The 17608-nt window shown below is 71.5% G+C and carries 18 protein-coding genes and 1 pseudogene; 8 read left to right on the top strand and 11 right to left on the bottom strand.

Going from position 1 to position 17608, the window contains the following annotated elements; genetic code table 11:
• Nucleotides 1-70: 70 nt before the first annotated feature.
• The 5 genes and pseudogenes from BIU97_RS01685 to BIU97_RS01665 form a co-directional block, all read right to left on the bottom strand.
• Nucleotides 71-533 (bottom strand): annotated as a pseudogene (locus tag BIU97_RS01685) (ATP-binding cassette domain-containing protein); the annotation flags it as partial.
• Nucleotides 530-1573: a peptidoglycan-binding domain-containing protein gene (locus BIU97_RS01680; RefSeq protein WP_139195849.1), complete on the bottom strand. Its 1044-nt coding sequence runs from the start codon at nt 1571-1573 to the stop codon at nt 530-532. The gene BIU97_RS01680 and the pseudogene BIU97_RS01685, both read right to left, overlap by 4 nt.
• On the bottom strand, nt 1573-2223 hold the full coding sequence (locus BIU97_RS01675) for a hypothetical protein (protein WP_139195848.1): 651 nt from the start codon (nt 2221-2223) through the stop codon (nt 1573-1575). Before BIU97_RS01675 ends, BIU97_RS01680 begins: the two co-directional genes overlap by 1 nt.
• Entirely contained in the window at nt 2184-2690 is a 507-nt protein-coding gene (locus tag BIU97_RS01670) for a hypothetical protein (protein WP_139195847.1), read from the bottom strand. The genes BIU97_RS01675 and BIU97_RS01670 overlap by 40 nt, the downstream gene beginning before the upstream one ends.
• A 123-nt stretch (nt 2691-2813) precedes the next feature.
• Nucleotides 2814-3095, bottom strand: a complete 282-nt coding sequence (locus BIU97_RS01665; RefSeq protein WP_071256785.1) for a hypothetical protein — start codon at nt 3093-3095, stop codon at nt 2814-2816.
• A gap of 100 nt (nt 3096-3195) precedes the next feature.
• On the opposite strand from BIU97_RS01665, the gene BIU97_RS01660 reads away from it, so the two are divergent.
• Entirely contained in the window at nt 3196-3762 is a 567-nt protein-coding gene (locus BIU97_RS01660; RefSeq protein ID WP_175472129.1) for a GNAT family N-acetyltransferase, read from the top strand.
• A 122-nt stretch (nt 3763-3884) separates the two neighbouring features.
• Here BIU97_RS01660 and BIU97_RS01655 read toward each other — a convergent pair whose 3' ends face one another.
• Nucleotides 3885-5411: a catalase gene (locus BIU97_RS01655; RefSeq protein WP_175472395.1), complete on the bottom strand. Its 1527-nt coding sequence runs from the start codon at nt 5409-5411 to the stop codon at nt 3885-3887.
• 50 nt (nt 5412-5461) lie between these two features.
• The gene (locus BIU97_RS01650) at nt 5462-5971 is read right to left on the bottom strand and encodes a Fur family transcriptional regulator (RefSeq protein ID WP_217640086.1); all 510 of its coding nucleotides are present in this window, start codon (nt 5969-5971) and stop codon (nt 5462-5464) included.
• A 167-nt stretch (nt 5972-6138) separates the two neighbouring features.
• Here BIU97_RS01650 and BIU97_RS01645 point away from each other — a divergent pair, with 167 nt between their 5' ends.
• Both BIU97_RS01645 and BIU97_RS01640 read left to right on the top strand, forming a co-directional pair.
• Nucleotides 6139-7458, top strand: coding sequence for an acyltransferase family protein (locus BIU97_RS01645; protein ID WP_071296889.1), 1320 nt, complete (start codon nt 6139-6141; stop codon nt 7456-7458).
• A gap of 194 nt (nt 7459-7652) precedes the next feature.
• The gene (locus BIU97_RS01640) at nt 7653-8453 is read left to right on the top strand and encodes a cytochrome c oxidase assembly protein (protein ID WP_083404663.1); all 801 of its coding nucleotides are present in this window, start codon (nt 7653-7655) and stop codon (nt 8451-8453) included.
• A 223-nt stretch (nt 8454-8676) separates the two neighbouring features.
• Here the strand turns inward: BIU97_RS01640 and BIU97_RS01635 are convergent, their stop codons facing one another.
• Together BIU97_RS01635 and BIU97_RS01630 are read right to left on the bottom strand one after the other, a co-directional pair.
• Complete coding sequence (locus BIU97_RS01635; RefSeq protein WP_083404664.1) at nt 8677-10344, bottom strand: DHA2 family efflux MFS transporter permease subunit; 1668 nt, start codon at nt 10342-10344, stop codon at nt 8677-8679.
• Nucleotides 10341-10949 carry a PadR family transcriptional regulator gene (locus BIU97_RS01630; protein WP_175472394.1) on the bottom strand — a complete coding sequence of 203 codons (609 nt, stop codon included), beginning with the start codon at nt 10947-10949 and terminating at the stop codon, nt 10341-10343. The genes BIU97_RS01635 and BIU97_RS01630 overlap by 4 nt, the downstream gene beginning before the upstream one ends.
• Before the next feature lie 190 nt (nt 10950-11139).
• Between BIU97_RS01630 and purS the strand changes: the two genes are divergently transcribed.
• From purS to BIU97_RS01610, 4 genes are read left to right on the top strand one after another with little or no spacing between them, the layout of a single operon-like run.
• Complete coding sequence (purS, locus tag BIU97_RS01625) at nt 11140-11391, top strand: phosphoribosylformylglycinamidine synthase subunit PurS (protein ID WP_071256793.1); 252 nt, start codon at nt 11140-11142, stop codon at nt 11389-11391.
• A 5-nt stretch (nt 11392-11396) separates the two neighbouring features.
• The gene (purQ, locus tag BIU97_RS01620) at nt 11397-12092 is read left to right on the top strand and encodes a phosphoribosylformylglycinamidine synthase subunit PurQ (RefSeq protein ID WP_071256977.1); all 696 of its coding nucleotides are present in this window, start codon (nt 11397-11399) and stop codon (nt 12090-12092) included.
• A gap of 32 nt (nt 12093-12124) precedes the next feature.
• Nucleotides 12125-14506 carry a phosphoribosylformylglycinamidine synthase subunit PurL gene (gene purL / locus BIU97_RS01615; protein ID WP_254782827.1) on the top strand — a complete coding sequence of 794 codons (2382 nt, stop codon included), beginning with the start codon at nt 12125-12127 and terminating at the stop codon, nt 14504-14506.
• 19 nt (nt 14507-14525) lie between these two features.
• Nucleotides 14526-15446 (top strand): 2-hydroxyacid dehydrogenase, encoded by a 921-nt coding sequence (locus BIU97_RS01610; RefSeq protein WP_071256800.1) that lies wholly within the window; start codon nt 14526-14528, stop codon nt 15444-15446.
• 154 nt (nt 15447-15600) lie between these two features.
• Here the strand turns inward: BIU97_RS01610 and BIU97_RS01605 are convergent, their stop codons facing one another.
• A complete protein-coding gene (locus BIU97_RS01605; protein WP_071256803.1) occupies nt 15601-16623 on the bottom strand; it encodes a lactonase family protein in 1023 nt (340 codons plus the stop codon).
• Nucleotides 16620-16973, bottom strand: coding sequence for a chorismate mutase (locus BIU97_RS01600; protein ID WP_071256806.1), 354 nt, complete (start codon nt 16971-16973; stop codon nt 16620-16622). Before BIU97_RS01600 ends, BIU97_RS01605 begins: the two co-directional genes overlap by 4 nt.
• A gap of 183 nt (nt 16974-17156) precedes the next feature.
• On the opposite strand from BIU97_RS01600, the gene BIU97_RS01595 reads away from it, so the two are divergent.
• The gene (locus BIU97_RS01595; protein WP_175472131.1) at nt 17157-17561 is read left to right on the top strand and encodes a DUF1304 domain-containing protein; all 405 of its coding nucleotides are present in this window, start codon (nt 17157-17159) and stop codon (nt 17559-17561) included.
• Nucleotides 17562-17608 lie beyond the last annotated feature (47 nt).

The following is a 17608-nucleotide window of genomic DNA, read 5'->3' as shown; positions in this document are numbered from 1 at the left end:
GCGACGACGACCACGGTCCCCGACGCGGCGAGCGCCCCGATCGCCCGGTTCACCTCCGTCGCCGTCGCCCGGTCGAGCTGGGCCGTCGGCTCGTCGACGAGCATCAGTCCCGGGCTGCTCGCCACGCCCCGCGCCAGCATGAGGCGTTGCGCCTCGCCCCCGGACAGCTCGCCGAACCGGGCGTGCACCCGCCCGTCGAGGCCGAAACGACCGAGCAGTTCGACCGCCCGCCGATCGGCAGTCCGGCGGTCGTCACCGCGCGCGAGGAACGGCAGCGCCACGTGGTCCAGCGCTCGACGCCGAGCGACCCCGTGCGGGTTCTGGAACACCCAGAGCGGTCGGCACCCTGCCGGACGGTCCACGGAGCCGGCGGTCGGCCGGAGCATCCCCGCGAGGACCGCCAGGAGCGTCGACTTCCCCGAGCCGCTCGGCCCGACGACCGCAGTGACCGTGCCATCGACGAAGGTGCGATCGACCTGGCGGAACAGGACCGTGCCGTTCGACCAGGTGTGGCCGACCCCGGCCAGCGTCACCGGCACGGACGGGACCGGTCGGGATCGGCACGGACCCGGTCGAGTGGTCGACCCTCGGGCCCGCGCACGAAGGACTGACCGAGCTCGGAGCCGAGGACCTCGACCTCGAGTGCCGGGCCCGACGTCGGTTGCACGCAGGCCTGATCGCCGTCGAGGTCCCACAGCGCCGTCGGCGGAACGACCTGCACCGTCCGGGGACGGCGGAGCGACCAGGCCGCCGGGAGCGTCGGGACGCCGTCGGCCGACGACACCGTCACCGCGTACTCGGGCAGTGCGGCGACCGCAGCCAGCGCATCGGGTGCCGACACGACACCCCGCGCATCGACCGGGACGTCGGCGCCGCCGACCCGCAGCACCCGGTCGCCCGGAGCCGAGTCGGCCGACAGGGTCTCGATGCGCGCTCCGCGGAGCTCCGCCGGCAACTCGACGAGCGTCCCCTCGGCGTCGACGGGGGCGCCGAGGACCGCCGTGCAGGCACGGACGCTGTTCTCGACAGCCGGGACCCAGGCGAAGGGCGCCCGCGGCACCACGCCGTCGGGCAGGTCGTCCGCCGTCACGCCGCGGTCGACCAGGAACTGCCGTGCGGCAAGGAGGGTCCCGGGGCCGACGAGTCCGTCGACCGCGAGTCCCGCGCCGAGGCGCGTGAGCTCGGCCTGCAGCCCGGAGACGTCGTCGCCGCGGTCACCCGGTTCGAGGTCCCGCCAGAGCGGTTCCCCCGTCGCCAGCGCGACCACCGGCTGACCGTCGACGCCGGCGATCACGTCACCGCTGACGAGCGGGGCGCCGGTCGAGCACGACGACGCTGTCACCGTCCCGGTCCGGGTCGTCACCACGGCTCTGGGTGCCCCGGTCTCGAGGGCGAGTTGCACCTGCCGCTCGTCGGCGTCGGTGCGCTCGGTGACCGCGACGGTCCTGGCGGGCGACGCGGTCCGGAGCGCAGCCGGCGGCTCGGCCGGCACCGCCACCACGACCGCGGCGGCGCTGCCGGCCGCGACGAGCATCGCGCCGAGGCCGAGGAGCGCTCCGTACGGGCGCTGCATCAGCCGTCCCGCCACAGCCCGAGCGGATCGAGCTGACACTGCCGCGCCTTCTCGTCCATCCAGTCGAACGGCAGCGTGTCGTCGTCGTAGTCCTTCCGCCACTGCTCCTCGGTGTACCCCCGACCGACGAGCCCCGCTCGCTGCAGGCACGGGACGGTGATCTCGGCCTCGTCGAGTCGCTCGGGGTTCCGGCGAGTCTGCTCGAAGAGGAAGGTCACGTACTCGTCGTACCGCTTCTCACACGCGCGGAGGACCGGGTCCGACCGCTCGAAGTAGTCATTCGGATACTTCCCGTCCAGCGATGGGAGCGAGAACCCGCCGTCCGGGTCGTACTCGATCCCGAGACCGGAGTCGGCGAGACACCGCCGGACGCCTTCGTGCGCCTCCTCGAGCTCTGCGGCCGTGACCTTTCCGTCGGCGAGCATCGACGCCTCGGAGTCGGAGACTCCGTGGTCCAGAGCCGATCGGAACTCGTCGGCCCAGGGGCCGGCGTGCTCGAGCGACGCCGTCCGACTCGACGACGCATGGCCCGGGATGACAGGGGCAGCCGCACAGCCGGACGTGAGCAGTGCCACGAGCGTGAGGAGAGCAGCTCCCGCTCCAACGCGCCTCACGGCGCCCGCCAGAGGCCGAGCGGATCGAGCATGCACTGCCGCGCCTTGTCGTCCAACTCGAAGTGCGGGAGCGTGTCCGCGTCGAGGTCCTCCCGCCACTGCTGCTCGGTGTAGTCCCGTCCGACAAGACCGGCCTTCCGCAAGCACGGCACGGTGATCTCCGCATCGTCCAGACGCTCCGGGTTCCGTCGCGTCTGCTCGTACAGGTAGGTCACGTACTCGTCGTACCGTTTCTCGCAGGCCCGCAGGATCGGGTCCGACCAACCGAAGAAGCCCTCGTCGACCTCCCTGTCGAAGGGATGCAGTCGGAAACCACCGTCCGGGTCGTAGGTGATGCCCAGGCTGGAGTCGGCCAGGCACCGACGCACCTGTTCGTGCGCCCCCTCGACCTCCTCGGTTGTGATCCGGCCGTCGGCCAGGATCGATGCCTCGTAATCGGACGCACCGTCATCCAGGGCTGCCTTGAACTCGTCCGACCAGGGGCCGGCGTGTTCGAGTGTCACGTCGGTCCGAGCCGACGGCCTACCCGGCTCAGCCGGGATGGTGGCACACCCAGTGCTTGCCAACGCGATCGTGACCACGAGTACGCACACGTGTGCTCCGTGTCCCCAGCGACCGGCGGCCATTCAACGTGCCGTCATCCCGTATGACACGACGTTGATCCAGCAGGCCCTCTGGCTGGACCATGAGCCGCGATCGGCCCAGTTCCCGTAGGCCGTGTCCTTGCCCTTGATCACGTCCCAATGGCGAGCGCCTCGGGAACAGGAGTTGTTCTTGCCCTTGAACGTCGAGACCGACCCGTAGCAAGCCGCGTTCGCCTCCGGAGCCGTGGCCGCGTCGACCGCGAGCCCACCGCCCATGACGCTTCCCAGCACAGCCATCCCCAACACCACGTTCTTGATCGACATCAGGCCCCTTCGCTCGTCGCTAGTGATGTATCACCGCTAACGTACAACAAGGGTGGGTTACGGCGCAACCGTCGGTGGGGCATCCGTGCAGGATGGATGCGTGACTGACGACATCCGCTGGGAGGTGCTCGAGGAGAGCACCCTCACGCTCCCCGACCACGAGGCCATCACCGCACTGCTGGCGCAGGCCTTCCCGGACTGGTCCCACTGGTACGTGGGCGGCCGGAGCTGGGCGGGCATGCAGCCCGAACGGCGGGTGATCGCCCGCGACGCCGACGGTGTCGTGCTCGCCCACGTCGGCATCCGCCGGATGTACATCTCGGTGGGCGGCCGTGATGTGCTGGTCGGCGACACCGGGTTGGTCGCTGTCGCACCGCGACTGCAGGGCACGGGCAAGGGCCGCGAGCTGATGGAGCGCGCGCACGCCGTGCTCGAGGGCCTCGCGGTGCCGTACGGCTTCCTCGGCGCCGGAGAGAACCGCATCCCGTTCTACGCGAACCTCGGCTGGCACCACTTCGACGACGTCGTCGGGGACTACACGGCCTTCACTGCCGAGGGCGCCGGCATGCCGATGACCGACCAGGGCGGCTGGATGGTCCTGCCGGTGGCGGAGCGGCTGGAGGACTGGCCGGACGGTCCGATCCTGCTCAACGGCCAGCAGGTCTAGGTCCAGGACGAGGACCGGGCGCGATCCTGCTCGACGGGCCACCGGTCCGGAACGTGAGAACGGACGGGAGGCGCGGTGCGGGTCCGACCCGCACCGCGCCTCCCGTCCGTCAGCAGTGGGGCTTACGCCTCGACCGCCACCGTCTCCGGGTCCTCGTTCGAGCCCGGTGCGCTCGGCACGACGGCCGCGCGCACGCGCGCGCCGAGGTCGGCGTCCACGTTCGTCCAGTAGGCGAACACGCGCTCACGCAGGTCGTCGCGGGTCACCTTCGAGACGTGACCGGCGATGTTGCCGACCAGGCGCTCACGGGCGGCGTCGTCGAGGACCTCGCGGACCATCGTGCCGGCCTGGCCGAAGTCGTCGTCCTCGGGGTGCAGGGTCGCGGCGGAACGCTGCAGCGCGCCGTCCGACTCCCAGCCCGGGGTCTCGTCGGTCGCGTCCGCGTCGGCGTGCGCGCCACCGAGCGAGTTCGGAGCGTAGACCGGCACCTCGGACTTCTGGAAGTCGAAGCGCATGGCGCCGTCCTTCGAGTACGAGTGGACCTCGTTCTTCGGGGCGTTCACCGGCAGCTGCGCGTGGTTGGTGCCGACGCGGTAGCGGTGCGCGTCCGCGTAGCTGAAGATGCGCGCGAGGAGCATCTTGTCCGGGCTCGCGGCGATGCCGGGCACGAAGTTCGAGGGGGCGAAGGTCGCCTGCTCGATCTGCGCGAAGTAGTTCTCCGGGTTGCGGTTGAGCTCCATGGTGCCGACCTCGATGAGCGGGTAGTCGGCGTGCGGCCAGACCTTCGTCAGGTCGAACGGGTTGAACCGGTACGACTCGGCGTCCGCGTAGGGCATGATCTGCACCTTGAGCGTCCAGCGCGGGTGGTCGCCACGCTCGATCGCGGCGTGCAGGTCGCGGATGTGGAAGTCAGCGTCCTCGCCGGCGATGCGGTCGGCGTCCTCCTGCGTGAGGGTCTTGTGGCCCTGCTCCGTCAGGAAGTGGTACTTCACCCAGAAGCGCTCGCCCTCGGCGTTGATCCACTGGTAGGTGTGCGAGCCGAAGCCGTCCATCTCGCGCCAGCTCGCCGGCAGGCCACGGTCGCCCATGAGCCAGGTGACCTGGTGCGCGGACTCGGGCGACAGGGTCCAGAAGTCCCACTGCATGTCGTGGTCGCGCAGGTGCGACCCGGGCAGACGCTTCTGCGAACGGATGAAGTCGGGGAACTTGATGCCGTCGCGGATGAAGAAGACGGGGGTGTTGTTGCCGACGAGGTCGTAGTTGCCCTCGGACGTGTAGAACTTCAGCGCGAAGCCGCGGGGGTCGCGCCAGGTGTCGGGCGAACCCTGCTCGCCGGCGACGCTGGAGAAGCGCGCGAGCATCTCGGTCTGCTGCCCCGGCTGCAGGAACGCGGCGCGGGTGTAGCGGCTGATGTCCTGCGTGACGGTGAAGGTACCGAACGCGCCACCACCCTTGGCGTGGACGACGCGCTCCGGCACGCGCTCGCGGTTGAACTGGGCGAGCTTCTCGACCAGGTAGTGGTCGTGCAGGGCGAGGGGGCCGTCGGCCCCGACACCCATGGAGTGCTGGTCGCTCGAGACGGGCGCGCCGCTGTTCGTCGTGGTGATGGGGGTGCCGGACGGGGTGCCGGTCGTGTTCTGGTCGGACACGGTTCCTCCTTGGGTGGAACGGTTGGTTCGGTCAGGGATGCTCGGGTGGTTCAGGGGACGCGCGGGGCGTCGGCGGCGGCGTCACCGGGGACCGCGGCCACCGCGGGGGCACCGGTCGCGTCGACGGGCGCGGTGGCGTCGTCGCGCTCGGCGGCGGCGCACCGCTCGCAGATGCCCCAGTAGGTGACCTCGGCGGTCGTCACGGCGAAGCCGTGGGTCTCGGAGGGCGTCAGGCAGGGGGCGTGACCGACGGCGCAGTCGACGTCCTCGATCGCGCCGCAGAGGGTGCACACGACGTGGTGGTGGTTGTCGCCGGTGCGGCGTTCGTACCGCGCCGGACTGCCGGCCGGTTCGATCCGGCGCACGAGGCCGACCCCGGTCAGGGCGGCGAGCACGCCGTACACGGCCTGGTGACTGGTGGTCGGGAGCTCGGCGGTGAGCGCGGTCACGATGTCGTCTGCTGTGGCGTGCGGCATCGCCCCGGTCGCGCGCAGCACGGCGAGTCGCGGGGTGGTGACCCGCAGCCCCGCTCCCCGGAGCAGATCGGCGTCGGCGTCCATGCTGAGCCTTTCTTTTGCAGCGATCAAGACAAGAGCAACACTACACGAGTCGAGTGGACCGTCACCGACCCGTGCGCATGCCGCTACCGGAATACGTCATGTCACGATCCGGTCGCGATCCGCGGGGACGCTCCTGATCCGGGCCGATCGCGCGCTAGCGTCCGGACATGTCCACGCACCAGGGCCTGCCCGAGCAGGCACCCACAGCAGCGGACGTCCGGGGGATCATCGCGAAGCGGGACCTGGTCGTCGACCTCATCCGGACGGCCTGCGTCGTCCTCGTCGTCTTCGTGCACATCACGATGGTCGGCGTCGCCGCCGACGAGGGCGGTCTCCGGGTGACGAGCCCGCTGCAGGAGCTCCCCTGGTACGTGGCCGCCACGTGGATCGGCCAGGTGATGCCGCTGTTCTTCGTGGTCGGCGGCTTCGCGAGCGCCGTGGGGTGGCGCAGCACCGTGGCGCGCAGCGGCGCCGACGGCAGTCCTGCCCGAGACTGGGTCGCGACCCGACTGGTCCGGCTGTACCGCCCCGCCGTCCCCCTCTTCGTGGTGCTCGCCCTCGGCCTCGGCGTCGCCACCGCCGTCGGCACCCCGCCGGAGCTGCTCGCCGAGGTCGCCTTCGGCATCGGTTCGCCCCTCTGGTTCCTCGCCGCCTACGGCATCACGCAGTGCTGCGTCCCCTTCATGGTGCGCCTGCACGAGCGGGCCCCGTGGCGGACCCTCGGCGTCCTGCTCCTGCTGGCCGGCGCGGTCGACGCCGTGCGCCTCGCCACCGGCACCGCCGAGGTCGGGCTGCTCAACCTCGGTCCGGTCTGGCTGTTCGCGCAGCAGCTCGGGTTCCTGTGGGCCGACGGCTGGTTCGCCCGCCGTCCGAAGGTGCTGCTCCTCGCGGTCGCGGCTGCGGCCTACGCACTGCTCGTGCCGATGACCTCGATCGGGCTGTGGGCGCCGGACATGCTGCAGGACCTCAACCCGCCGATGCTGCCGCTGGCGTTCCTCGCGATCGCGCAGGCGTGCCTGGTCCAGCTCGTGCACGCTCCGCTCACCCGGCTCATGCGCACGAGGGCGGCACTCGGCACCGTCTTCGTGCTCGGCCGCGACGGCATGACGATCTACCTCTGGCACCTGCCGCTCTTCATCGCCCTGAACGGTGTCGCCCTGCTCCTCGGCGCCCCCTTCCCCGAACCGGGATCCGGCGTGTGGTGGGCGACACGACCGGTCGCCCTGGTGGTGCTGCTCGCCGTGTCGCTCGGCATCGCCCGCGCGCTCCGCTGGTTCGACCGCCCGCTCCCCCGCCTCGTGCCGACCACCGACCGGCCGGCGTGGCCGGTCGTCGCGGTGGCGGCGGTGTGCACGATCGGTCCGGCCTTCCTGGTGATGCAGGCGCACCTGTCGTTCGGCGTCGCCGTCGTCGGCGCGGTGGGCGTGCCGATCGGGGTGTGGCTGCTCTCCCGCACGGCCCCGGCGCGGAGCGTCCGGCAGATCTGAACCGGTTCTCACCGGCAGACGCCCTGCACGGAGGGGCGACGGGCGGAGGATGAGGAGCGCCGCACGATGACCGCCAGCCGGACGGTCCACGTCGGTCCCACCGCCGCAGGAGGCACCCGACGCCGTCGACACCCGAGTTCTGGAGCACCTGGCGGTTCGATCCTCTCGCCGCGGTCCTCGTCCTGGTCGCCGCCGTGGCCTACGGGCGGTGGGTGGTCGGTGCCGCCAGGCGCGGGACCCGGTGGCCGTGGTGGCGCACACTGGCCTTCGCCCTGGCGCTCGGACTGTTCGTCGTCCTGCAGTTCGGCATCGTCGGCGTGTACGACCAGCAGCTCCGGTGGGCGTTCGTCCTGCGCGCGGCCCTGCTCTTCTTCGCGGTCCCCGCGTTCGCTGCGCTGGGCGCGCCCGTCCCGTTGCTCCGGACAGGAGGCCCGGCTCGCCTCGCACGCGCCGCCGACGCGACGATGCGCTCGCGTCCGGTGCGACTGCTCGGGAACGCGATCGTCGCGCCGGTGGTCGCCCTCGTGCTGTTCGGCGTCCTGATCACCCCGCTGTCGGCGGTCGTCCGCGGCTCCGAGGGCTGGGCCGTCGCGCTCACCGCAGGACTGCCGGCGCTGGGGTTCGCACTGCTCGCACCCCTGTCCGAGCCGGGGGTGCTCCGCTCGTCGACGTTCGTCACCGCCGAGTTCCTGCTCGCCTTCGTGGAACTCGTCCTCGACGCGGTCCCCGGGATCGTGCTCCGGATCACGAACCACGTCCTCGACGGGTCGGTGGTGGCGGTGACCGGCAGACCGTGGTCACCGTCGCCGCTGCAGGACCAGCACCTGGCCGGCGACCTGCTGTGGTTCATCGCCGAGGTCGCGGACGTCCCCGTGCTCATCGCCCTCTTCGTGCGGTGGCAGCGGACCGACCGCCGCGAGGCCCGGGACGTCGACGCCCTGACGGACGAGCAGGTGGAGGCGATGACCCGCGCCCACCTGGAGCGCCGGGGCTGAGCGGGCCGCGGAGGGGCCGGCGGCGGGGACCGGGGCCTGCGGGCAACGTCGCCGACGTGAGTCGACATCGTCGCGGTCGTACGACGTCGATGACGTCGCACGTCGTCGGCCGCACCCGTCGTGTCGCTCCCCCGCGGACGCGACGCCTGCACCACCGCCCCGGACGCACCCGGGCCCCGGGCCGCTCGTGTGAGCAGCCCGGGGCCCGGGTGGACGGCGCTGGTCAGGCGTCGGCGTGCTTGCCGTGGTGGTCGATCGCCGCGAGCTCGTCCTCGGGCGTCGCCGGAGCGGCAGCCGCGGCGTGCACACCGTGCTCGGACGCCTTCGCGCCCTGCTCGGTCGGCTCCGTGCCCTGGTCGGACGACTGCCCCTCGCCGCCGGGCTGCGTGGTCACGTCGCCGGTCTTCTCCCACTGCACGGTCTGCTTCGGCTTCGCCAGGAACAGCGCCGCCACGATCGCGGCGACGAGCACGATCGCCGGCAGGAAGAGCGACTCGCCCATGGCGCGCGAGAACGGCTCGAGCAGGGGGCCGGGCAGCGCACCGACCTGCTGCTCCGCGCCGCCGGCGGACACGCCCCCGCTCGAGGACGGGAAGTTCGCCGTGATCCGGGCCTCCATCAGGGCCGCGATGCCGGCCGAACCGAGGACCGCACCGATCTGACGCGTGGTGTTGTAGACACCCGAGCCGGCACCGGCGAGCTTCGGCGGCAGGTTGCGCGTCGCCGAGACGGACAGCGGGCCCCACATGCAGGCGTTCGCGAGCCCGAGCAGCGCGCTCGGCAGGAGCACCCACCCCCAGTCGGCACCGGTCGACAGCAGGCCGCCGAACCAGAACAGCCCGCCCGAGAAGCACGCGAGCCCGAAGGCGGCCACCCAGCGCGGGTTCCAGCGGTTCAGGTTCTTGCCCACGAGCGGGGCGAGCGCCGCGGACAGCACGGCCTGCGGCACGAGGAGCAGCGCCGCCTGGGTCGGCGAGAAGCGCAGGACGTCCTGCGCCCAGAGCATGATCGGCAGCGCGAACGAGGCGATGGCGACACCGACGGCCGTGATGGCGACGTTGGCGAGCGTGAAGTTGCGGTCCTTGAACAGGCCGAGCGGCAGGAGCGGCTCCCCCTTCTGCACGCCCTGCCAGACCACGAAGGCGGCCAGCACGACGAGGCCGACGATGATGAGCATCCAGACCGAGATGATCCCCGTGATGGTGCCCCAGTCGTAGGTCTCGCCCTCCTGGATGCCGAAGACGAGCAGGAACAGCCCGGCAGCCGACAGGAAGATGCCGAGGTAGTCGAAGCGGTGGCCGTGGCGGTCGAACGAGGGCACGAAGCGCTGCGCGAGGACGAACGCGACGACGCCGACGGGGACGTTCACGAAGAAGATCCACTCCCAGCCGAAGCCGTCGACGAGCAGGCCGCCGACGATCGGGCCGACGAGCGAGGCGACACCGGCGACGGCGCCCCAGAGGCCCATGGCCGCGCCGCGCTTCTGCGGCGGGAAGATGCGCGTGATGACGGACATCGTCTGCGGGCTCATCATCGCGGCGCCGAGGCCCTGCACGACGCGGGCCACGATGAGCACCTCGATCGAACCGGCGAGACCGCACCACAGGCTGGCGAGCGTGAAGACGACGAGGCCGATCTGGTACATGACCTTCGGGCCGAAGCGGTCACCGAGGCGGCCCGTGATGAGCAGCGGCACGGCGTAGGCGAGCAGGTAGGCGCTCGTGACCCAGATCACCGCGTTGATGTCGGCGTCGAGCGCCTGCGCGATGGTGGGCGTCGCGACCGAGACGATCGTGGAGTCGACGAGGATCATGAAGAAGCCGACGACGAGGGCCCAGAGTGCGGGCCAGGGCTTCTTCTCGGTCGTCCGCGGGGGCGTTGCGGTGGTCATCGAGTGGGTTCCTTGCTGTTCGTGGGGGTGTCTGCGGGGACGGCCGGGCCGTCCCAGGTGAGGTCGCCGCTCTCGATGCGGTCGACCGTGGTGCTGAGCCACTCGATCTGCGCGGTGAGCATCGCACGGACGTACGACACGTCGAGCCAGTACCGCTCGGCCAACTGCTTGGCGTGCACGCGCCCGACGGCTGCGTCGTAGTCGTCGCGCTCCTGCTCGAGCGCGACGACCCGGGCCCGGACGGCATCGACCGCCTCGGTCCGCGACAGGTTCTCGACCACCGAGAGCGCCAGGTGGAACTGCGGGTACTCGTCGGCGGGTTCGGCGACCATGCCGCGGAGGCCGTCGGCCAGCGCCGCACGACCGGCGTCGGTGATCGTGTAGGTCGTGCGCTCCGGTCGGTTGCCGTCGCGGTCGGTGCCGACGACCTCGGCGAAGCCCAGCTCGGCCAGCCGGCCGACCTGGTGGTACAGGGTGCCCGGCCGGACCTTGACGTTCCGTTCCTGCTGCCGGTGGACCATCGTCTGGAACATCTCGTACGGGTGCATCGGTGCCTCGTTGAGCAGGTCGAGCGCGGCGAACGCGAGCGGCGTGAGCGGCGTCACCCGGGCCTCCTGACCGATCGATGGCGATGATGTTCCGACTGGACTATTCGACTTCGAATATACGGAGTGGAACACAGGTGAGCAAACGCACAGCACACTCTCCACAGGAGGCCCGGGTCCGGCCCGGCGGGCCGCCGCCGCCCCGTAGACTGGTCGCGTCCCCCCACCCCTGAAGTGCTGGAGAGAACACGTGCCAACGATCGTCGTCGAGGTCATGCCGAAGGCCGAGATCCTCGACCCCCAGGGCAAGGCGGTGGGCAACGCCCTCGCGCGGCTCGGCAAGTCCGACCTGACCAACGTCCGCATCGGCAAGCGTTTCGAGGTGACCGTCGACGGCCCCGTCGACGACGCGAAGCTCGCCGAGGTCCGCGACATCGCGGTCGACGTCTTCTCGAACGCCGTGATCGAGGACGTCGTCTCCGTGACGGTCGAAGGCCAGTGACCCGGATGCGCATCGGCGTCATCACCTTCCCCGGCTCGCTCGACGACCGCGACGCCCAGCGCGCCGTCCGTCTCGCCGGCGCCGACCCCGTCGCCCTCTGGCACGGCGACCACGACCTGCAGGGCGTCGACGCGATCGTGCTGCCCGGCGGGTTCTCGTACGGCGACTACCTGCGGGCCGGTGCCATCGCGGCCAAGGCCCCGATCATGGCCGAGGTCATCGACGCCGCCGGCAAGGGCATGCCCGTCCTCGGCATCTGCAACGGGTTCCAGATGCTGGCCGAGGCCCGTCTGGTCCCCGGCGCGCACACCCGCAACGCGCACCAGCAGTTCATCCGCCGCGACCAGAAGCTCCGGGTCGAGACCACCTCGACGGCGTGGACCTCGGGCTTCGCGCCCGAACAGGAGATCACGATCCCGCTCAAGAACGCCGACGGCCGCTTCGTCGCCGACGCCGACGAGATCAAGCGCATCGAGGACAACGGCCAGGTCGTGTTCCGGTACGTGGGCGTCAACCCGAACGGGTCGATCGACGACATCGCCGGCGTCTCGAACGAGCGCGGCAACGTCGTCGGGCTCATGCCGCACCCCGAGCACGCGACGGAGGCCGGCTTCGGTCCGGACACCCCCGCCGCGATGGCCTCCGGCACCGACGGCCTCACCTTCTTCACCTCCGTGATCGAGTCCACGCTGGTCAAGTGACCGCGACTCCAGTGACAGGGAACAACGACACCGTGACGACCTCCGTTCGCCCGAAGCCCGACACCGTGCAGGACGCGGCAGCGACCCCCGACAAGGAACAGCCGTACGACGCGCTGGGGCTGAAGCCCGACGAGTACGCCCGCATCAAGGAGATCCTCGGCCGCCGCCCCACCTCGGGCGAGCTGGCGATGTACTCGGTGATGTGGAGCGAGCACTGCTCCTACAAGTCCTCGAAGAACTACCTCCGTCAGTTCGGCAAGAAGGTCACGCCGGAGATGACGAAGAACCTGATGGTCGGCATGGGCGAGAACGCCGGGGTCGTCGACGTCGGCAACGGGTGGGCCGTCACCTTCAAGGTCGAGTCGCACAACCACCCGTCCTACGTCGAGCCCTACCAGGGCGCGGCCACCGGTGTCGGCGGCATCGTCCGCGACATCATCTCGATGGGCGCCCGTCCGGTCGCCGTGATGGACCAGCTGCGCTTCGGTGCGATCGACCACGAGGACACCGCGCGCGTCGTGCACGGTGTCGTCGGCGGCATCTCGTTCTACGGCAACTGCCTCGGCCTGCCGAACATCGGCGGCGAGACCTACTTCGACCCGGTGTACCAGGGCAACCCGCTGGTGAACGCCCTGGCAGTGGGCGTCCTGCGCCACGAGGACCTGCACCTGGCCAACGCGTCCGGTGCCGGCAACAAGGTCGTCCTGTTCGGTGCCCGCACCGGTGGCGACGGCATCGGCGGCGCCTCGATCCTGGCGTCGGACACCTTCACCGAGGGCGGCCCGACCAAGCGCCCCGCCGTGCAGGTCGGCGACCCCTTCGCCGAGAAGGTCCTCATCGAGTGCTGCCTCGAGCTGTTCCAGCAGGAACTCGTCGAGGGCATCCAGGACCTCGGCGCCGCGGGCATCTCCTGCGCGACGTCCGAGCTGGCGAGCAACGGCGACGGCGGCATGCACATCTCGCTCGACGACGTCCTGCTGCGCGACCCCACGCTCACCGCCGAAGAGATCCTGATGTCGGAGAGCCAGGAGCGCATGATGGCGGTCGTCCGCCCCGACAAGCTCGACGAGTTCCTGCGCGTCGTCGGCAAGTGGGAGGTCGAGACCAGCGTCCTCGGCGAGGTCACCGGCACCGGCCGGCTCGTCATCGACTGGCAGGGCCAGGAGATCGTGAACGTCGACCCGCGCACCGTCGCCGTCGACGGCCCGGTCTACGACCGCCCGGTCGCCTACCCGACGTGGATCGACGCGCTGCAGGCCGACACCGCCGCTTCGCTCGACCGACCGGTCGACGGCCCGGCGATCAAGGCGCAGTTCCTCAGCCTGCTCGGCTCGCCGAACCTGGCGTCGAAGAACTGGGTCACGAACCAGTACGACACCTACGTGCTCGGCAACACCGCGCTCTCGTTCCCCGACGACGGCGGCATGATCCGCGTCGACGAGGAGACCGGCCTCGGTGTCGCGATCGCCACCGACGCCAACGGCCGCTACTGCCAGCTCGACCCGAAGCAGGGTGCCCGCCTGGCCCTCGCCGAGGCGTACCGCAACGTCGCCGTCACCGGCGCCGTCCCCGCCGCGGTCACCGACTGCCTGAACTTCGGCTCCCCCGAGAACCCCGAGGTCATGTGGCAGTTCTCCGAGGCGGTCGAGGGGCTCGCCGACGGCTGCATGGAGCTCGGCATCCCGGTCACCGGCGGCAACGTCTCGTTCTACAACCAGACGGGCACGACCCCGATCCACCCGACGCCCGTCGTCGGCGTGCTCGGCATCATCGACGACGTCGCGAAGCGCGTCCCCTCGGGCTGGCAGGACGACGGCCACAACATCTACCTGCTCGGCACCACCTCGCTCGAGCTCGACGGGTCGGCGTGGGCCGGCACCGTGCACGGCCACCTCGGTGGCCGTCCGCCGGCGGTCGACCTGGGCCGCGAGAAGGCGCTCGCCGACCTGCTGCAGGCCGCGACGAGCGAGCAGCTCCTGACGAGCGCCCACGACCTGGCGGACGGCGGCCTCGGCCAGTCCCTCGCCGAGTCAGTGCTGCGCTTCGGCATCGGCGCGCGCGTGGTGCTGGACGAGCTCGAGTCCCGCGACGGTGTCGACACCGCCACGGCGTTGTTCTCGGAGTCGACGGGTCGTGTGATCGTGACCGTCCGTCGCGAGGACGACGTCCGGTTCCAGGGTCTGTGCGACGGCCGGGGCTTCCCGGTGCTGCGCATCGGCGTGACCGACGCCACGTCGGACGCGCTCGAGGTCCAGGGCGCGTTCGAGGCGTCGGTGGACGAGCTCCGGGGCACGCACCGTGCCACGCTGCCGTCCCGCTTCGGCGACGTGATCGTCGAGGACGTCACCGAGGGGTACGTCGGCCGCGGGCCGCTCGACTCCGACGGCGCGTTCTCGCCGCGCACGGACGCCTAGGCCCCGCGAGCGACCCGGGATGCCGATCGTCACCCTGCCCTTCGCCGAGCTCGTCGACCGGTTCGGCCCCGTGCCGGACGGCATCGAGCTGGACGTCTGGGACGTCGAGGCGCCGTACGGACGGCCCGACGACGTCGCCATCACGTTCCTGCCGTTCTACTTCGCCGGACGGCACCGGTGGCAGTTCGTGCACGACCTGCCGGCGCTCGAGCTCCTGCAGCTGCCGAGCGCCGGCTACGAGCACGCGGTGCCGCACGTCCCCGGGCACGCGAAGCTCGCGAACGGTCGCGGGATCCACGACGACGAGACCGCCGAGCTGGCGGTCGGCCTGGCGCTGACCTCGCTCCGCGAGATCGCGGCGTTCCAGGCCGACCGGGCGAACGGCGTCTGGGACGCGCGTGAAACCCGCTCGCTCGCCGACCGACGCGTCACGGTCGTCGGCTACGGCGCGATCGGTTCGGCGATCGCCACCCGGTTCGAGGCGTTCCGCACCGAGGTGACCGTGGTGGCCCGGACCGCTCGCGAGCAGGACGGGCGCCAGGTGCATGCCTTCGGTGCGCTGCGCGAGCTCGCGGCGACCACCGACGTGCTCGTGCTCATCGCACCGCTCACCGACGAGACCGAGGGGCTGGTGGACGCCGGACTGCTCGCCGCCCTGCCCGACGGGGCCCTGGTCGTGAACGTGGCGCGGGGCAAGGTCGTCGACACCGACGCGCTGGTGGCGGAACTGCAGTCCGAGCGGCTGTTCGCGGCACTCGACGTCACCGACCCCGAGCCCCTGCCCTCCGGCCACCCGCTGTGGACGACGCCGAACACGGTGCTCACGCCGCACGTCGGGGGCAACACGGACCTGAGCGTCCCGCGGTCCGTCGACCTGATGCGCCGGCAGGTCGCCGCGCTGGCCGAGGGTCGCCCGTTCGAGAACCTGATCGACTTGTGACCGTACGGTCGGGCGCGACCCGACCGCGGTCCGGTCGCCAGGGCGCGAAAGCGTCACTGTCCCGCGAACCATCGGCGGCACACGGACGCTTCCGCGGGACAAACGGCGGCACGGCCATGGCCAGCCGTCGCGAGGACGAGCGCCAGGACGAGCGTCAGACCGCGACGATGCAGGCCGGCGTGCCGACCGCGATCTGTTCCACCGCAGGGCCGGGCACGCCGTCGTCGCCGAGCGGCAGGACCGCGATCGCGTCCGACATCTGGTTCGCGACGAGCAGGTAGCCAGGAACCCGGGCGAAGTGTCGCGGCCAGACCCCGCCGCAGGGCGCCGAGCCGATGACCGTCAGGCCGCCGTCGGCGGCGTCGAGCACGACGACGACGTCACGACCACGGACGGCGACGACGACGCGTCCGGCGTCGTCGACCTCGAGGTGGCTCAGCAGGGACTCGCCGACCGCGCCGTCGAAGGTGGGCGTGGACGCGATGACCCGGAAGGACCCGGTGTCGTCGCGGCGGAGGCGGTGCACCTGGCCGTCGAGCTCGCCGGCGACGATGAGGTCGCCGTCGTGCCACGCCATGTGCCGCGGTCCGACGCCGGGTGCGACGTGGTGCACGTGCAGGGGGTCGATGGTCGGTGTGCCGTCGGTCGAGACGGCGACGCGGAACTCGTGCAGGGCGTCCCCGCCGAGGTCGGCGACGAGCACGGTGCCGTCCGGGGTGCCGATCGACTGGTGGGCGTGCGGACCCTCCTGCCGGTCCTCGACCGGGCCGGTGGTGTCCGGCAGCACCGCGACGGCGACCGCGTCGTCCGGGACGGCAGCGCCGGTTCCCGCCTCGGCGGCGGCCAGCCCGACGGCCGTGACCGTGCCGGAGACGTAGTTCGTGACGACGATCGTGCCGGAGGGGTCGACCCGGACGTGGCACGGGGCGTCCCCGCCGGCCGGGGCGTCCCAGAGGTGCTCGAGGGCGCCGTGCTCCAGGCGGAACGCCGAGACGCTGCCGTCGGCGACCTCCGAGACGGCGTAGACCCGGTCACCGTCGACCGCGAGGAACGAGGGGTCGTCGAGCACGGCGACCGTGCGGGCCGCTCCGTCGTCGACGATCGAGATGCCGGTCGCGGTGCCGCCACCGGTCGCGGTGTAGGAGCCGACGAGCAGGGTCGGCAGGTCGACGCTCACTCGTCGCGCCCGGCGATGCGCTCGTGGTGGTGGATCACCTCGGCGACGATGAAGTTCAGGAACTTCTCCGCGAAGGCCGGGTCGAGATGGGACTCACCGGCGAGCGACCGGAGTCGCGCGACCTGGATCTGCTCGCGCTCCGGGTCGGCGGCGGGCATGCCCGACTCGGCCTTGAGGTGCCCCACCCGCTGCGTGTACTTGAACCGCTCCGCGAGCATGTGGATCACGGCGGCGTCGATGTTGTCGATGCTCTGCCGGATGCTCCGCAGTTCGGCGACCGCGGCCGCCGACGCGTCGCTCGCGGGCGATGGCGGAGTCGTGGCCGAAGGCGTGGAGACGTCGTCGTTCATGGCCCGAGCCTACTGGCGCACACTGGCCGCCCGCAGCACGCCCGACGGGCCGCGGCGCACCCGCACACCGCACGTGTCAGCGCACGTCCCAGCGCCCGTCTCAGCCCCGTCTCAGCGCACCAGGGACCGCGCGTCGCGTCGCGGGCGTGCCCGGCTGCCCCGCGCGCCTGCGAGAATGAGTGCATGTCAGTCCTGCTCGTGATCTCGGGCGTGTTCGCGGTGCTCGCCGGCCTCGTCCACGTGTACATCTTCTTCCTGGAATCGGTGGCGTGGACCAGTCCGCGGGCACGCCGGACGTTCGGCATCGCGTCGGAGAACGACCTGCAGGCCACGCGCACCCTCGCGTTCAACCAGGGCTTCTACAACCTGTTCCTGGCGATCGGCGCGCTGCTCGGTGTCGTGCTCGTCGTCGCGGGCAGCACGACGAGCGGGTGGACGCTCGTGGTGTTCTCGACGGCGAGCATGCTCGGCGCCGCGGTGATCCTGGCGGGCACCGGTCGTCGGTACCTCAACTCGGCGTTCAAGCAGGGCACGCTGCCGTTCATCGCCCTGGTGTTCGCGCTGCTCGGCTCGACGATCGGCGTCTGACGCCGGCGCGCGAGCGCACGCACCCACACGAACGCGCACGGCCGACC

It is taken from the genome of Curtobacterium sp. MCBA15_009 (assembly GCF_001864895.1).
GTDB lineage: Bacteria > Actinomycetota > Actinomycetes > Actinomycetales > Microbacteriaceae > Curtobacterium.
Note: the sequence above shows the minus strand (reverse complement) of the source record. Positions and strands in the feature narration are given on the sequence as shown.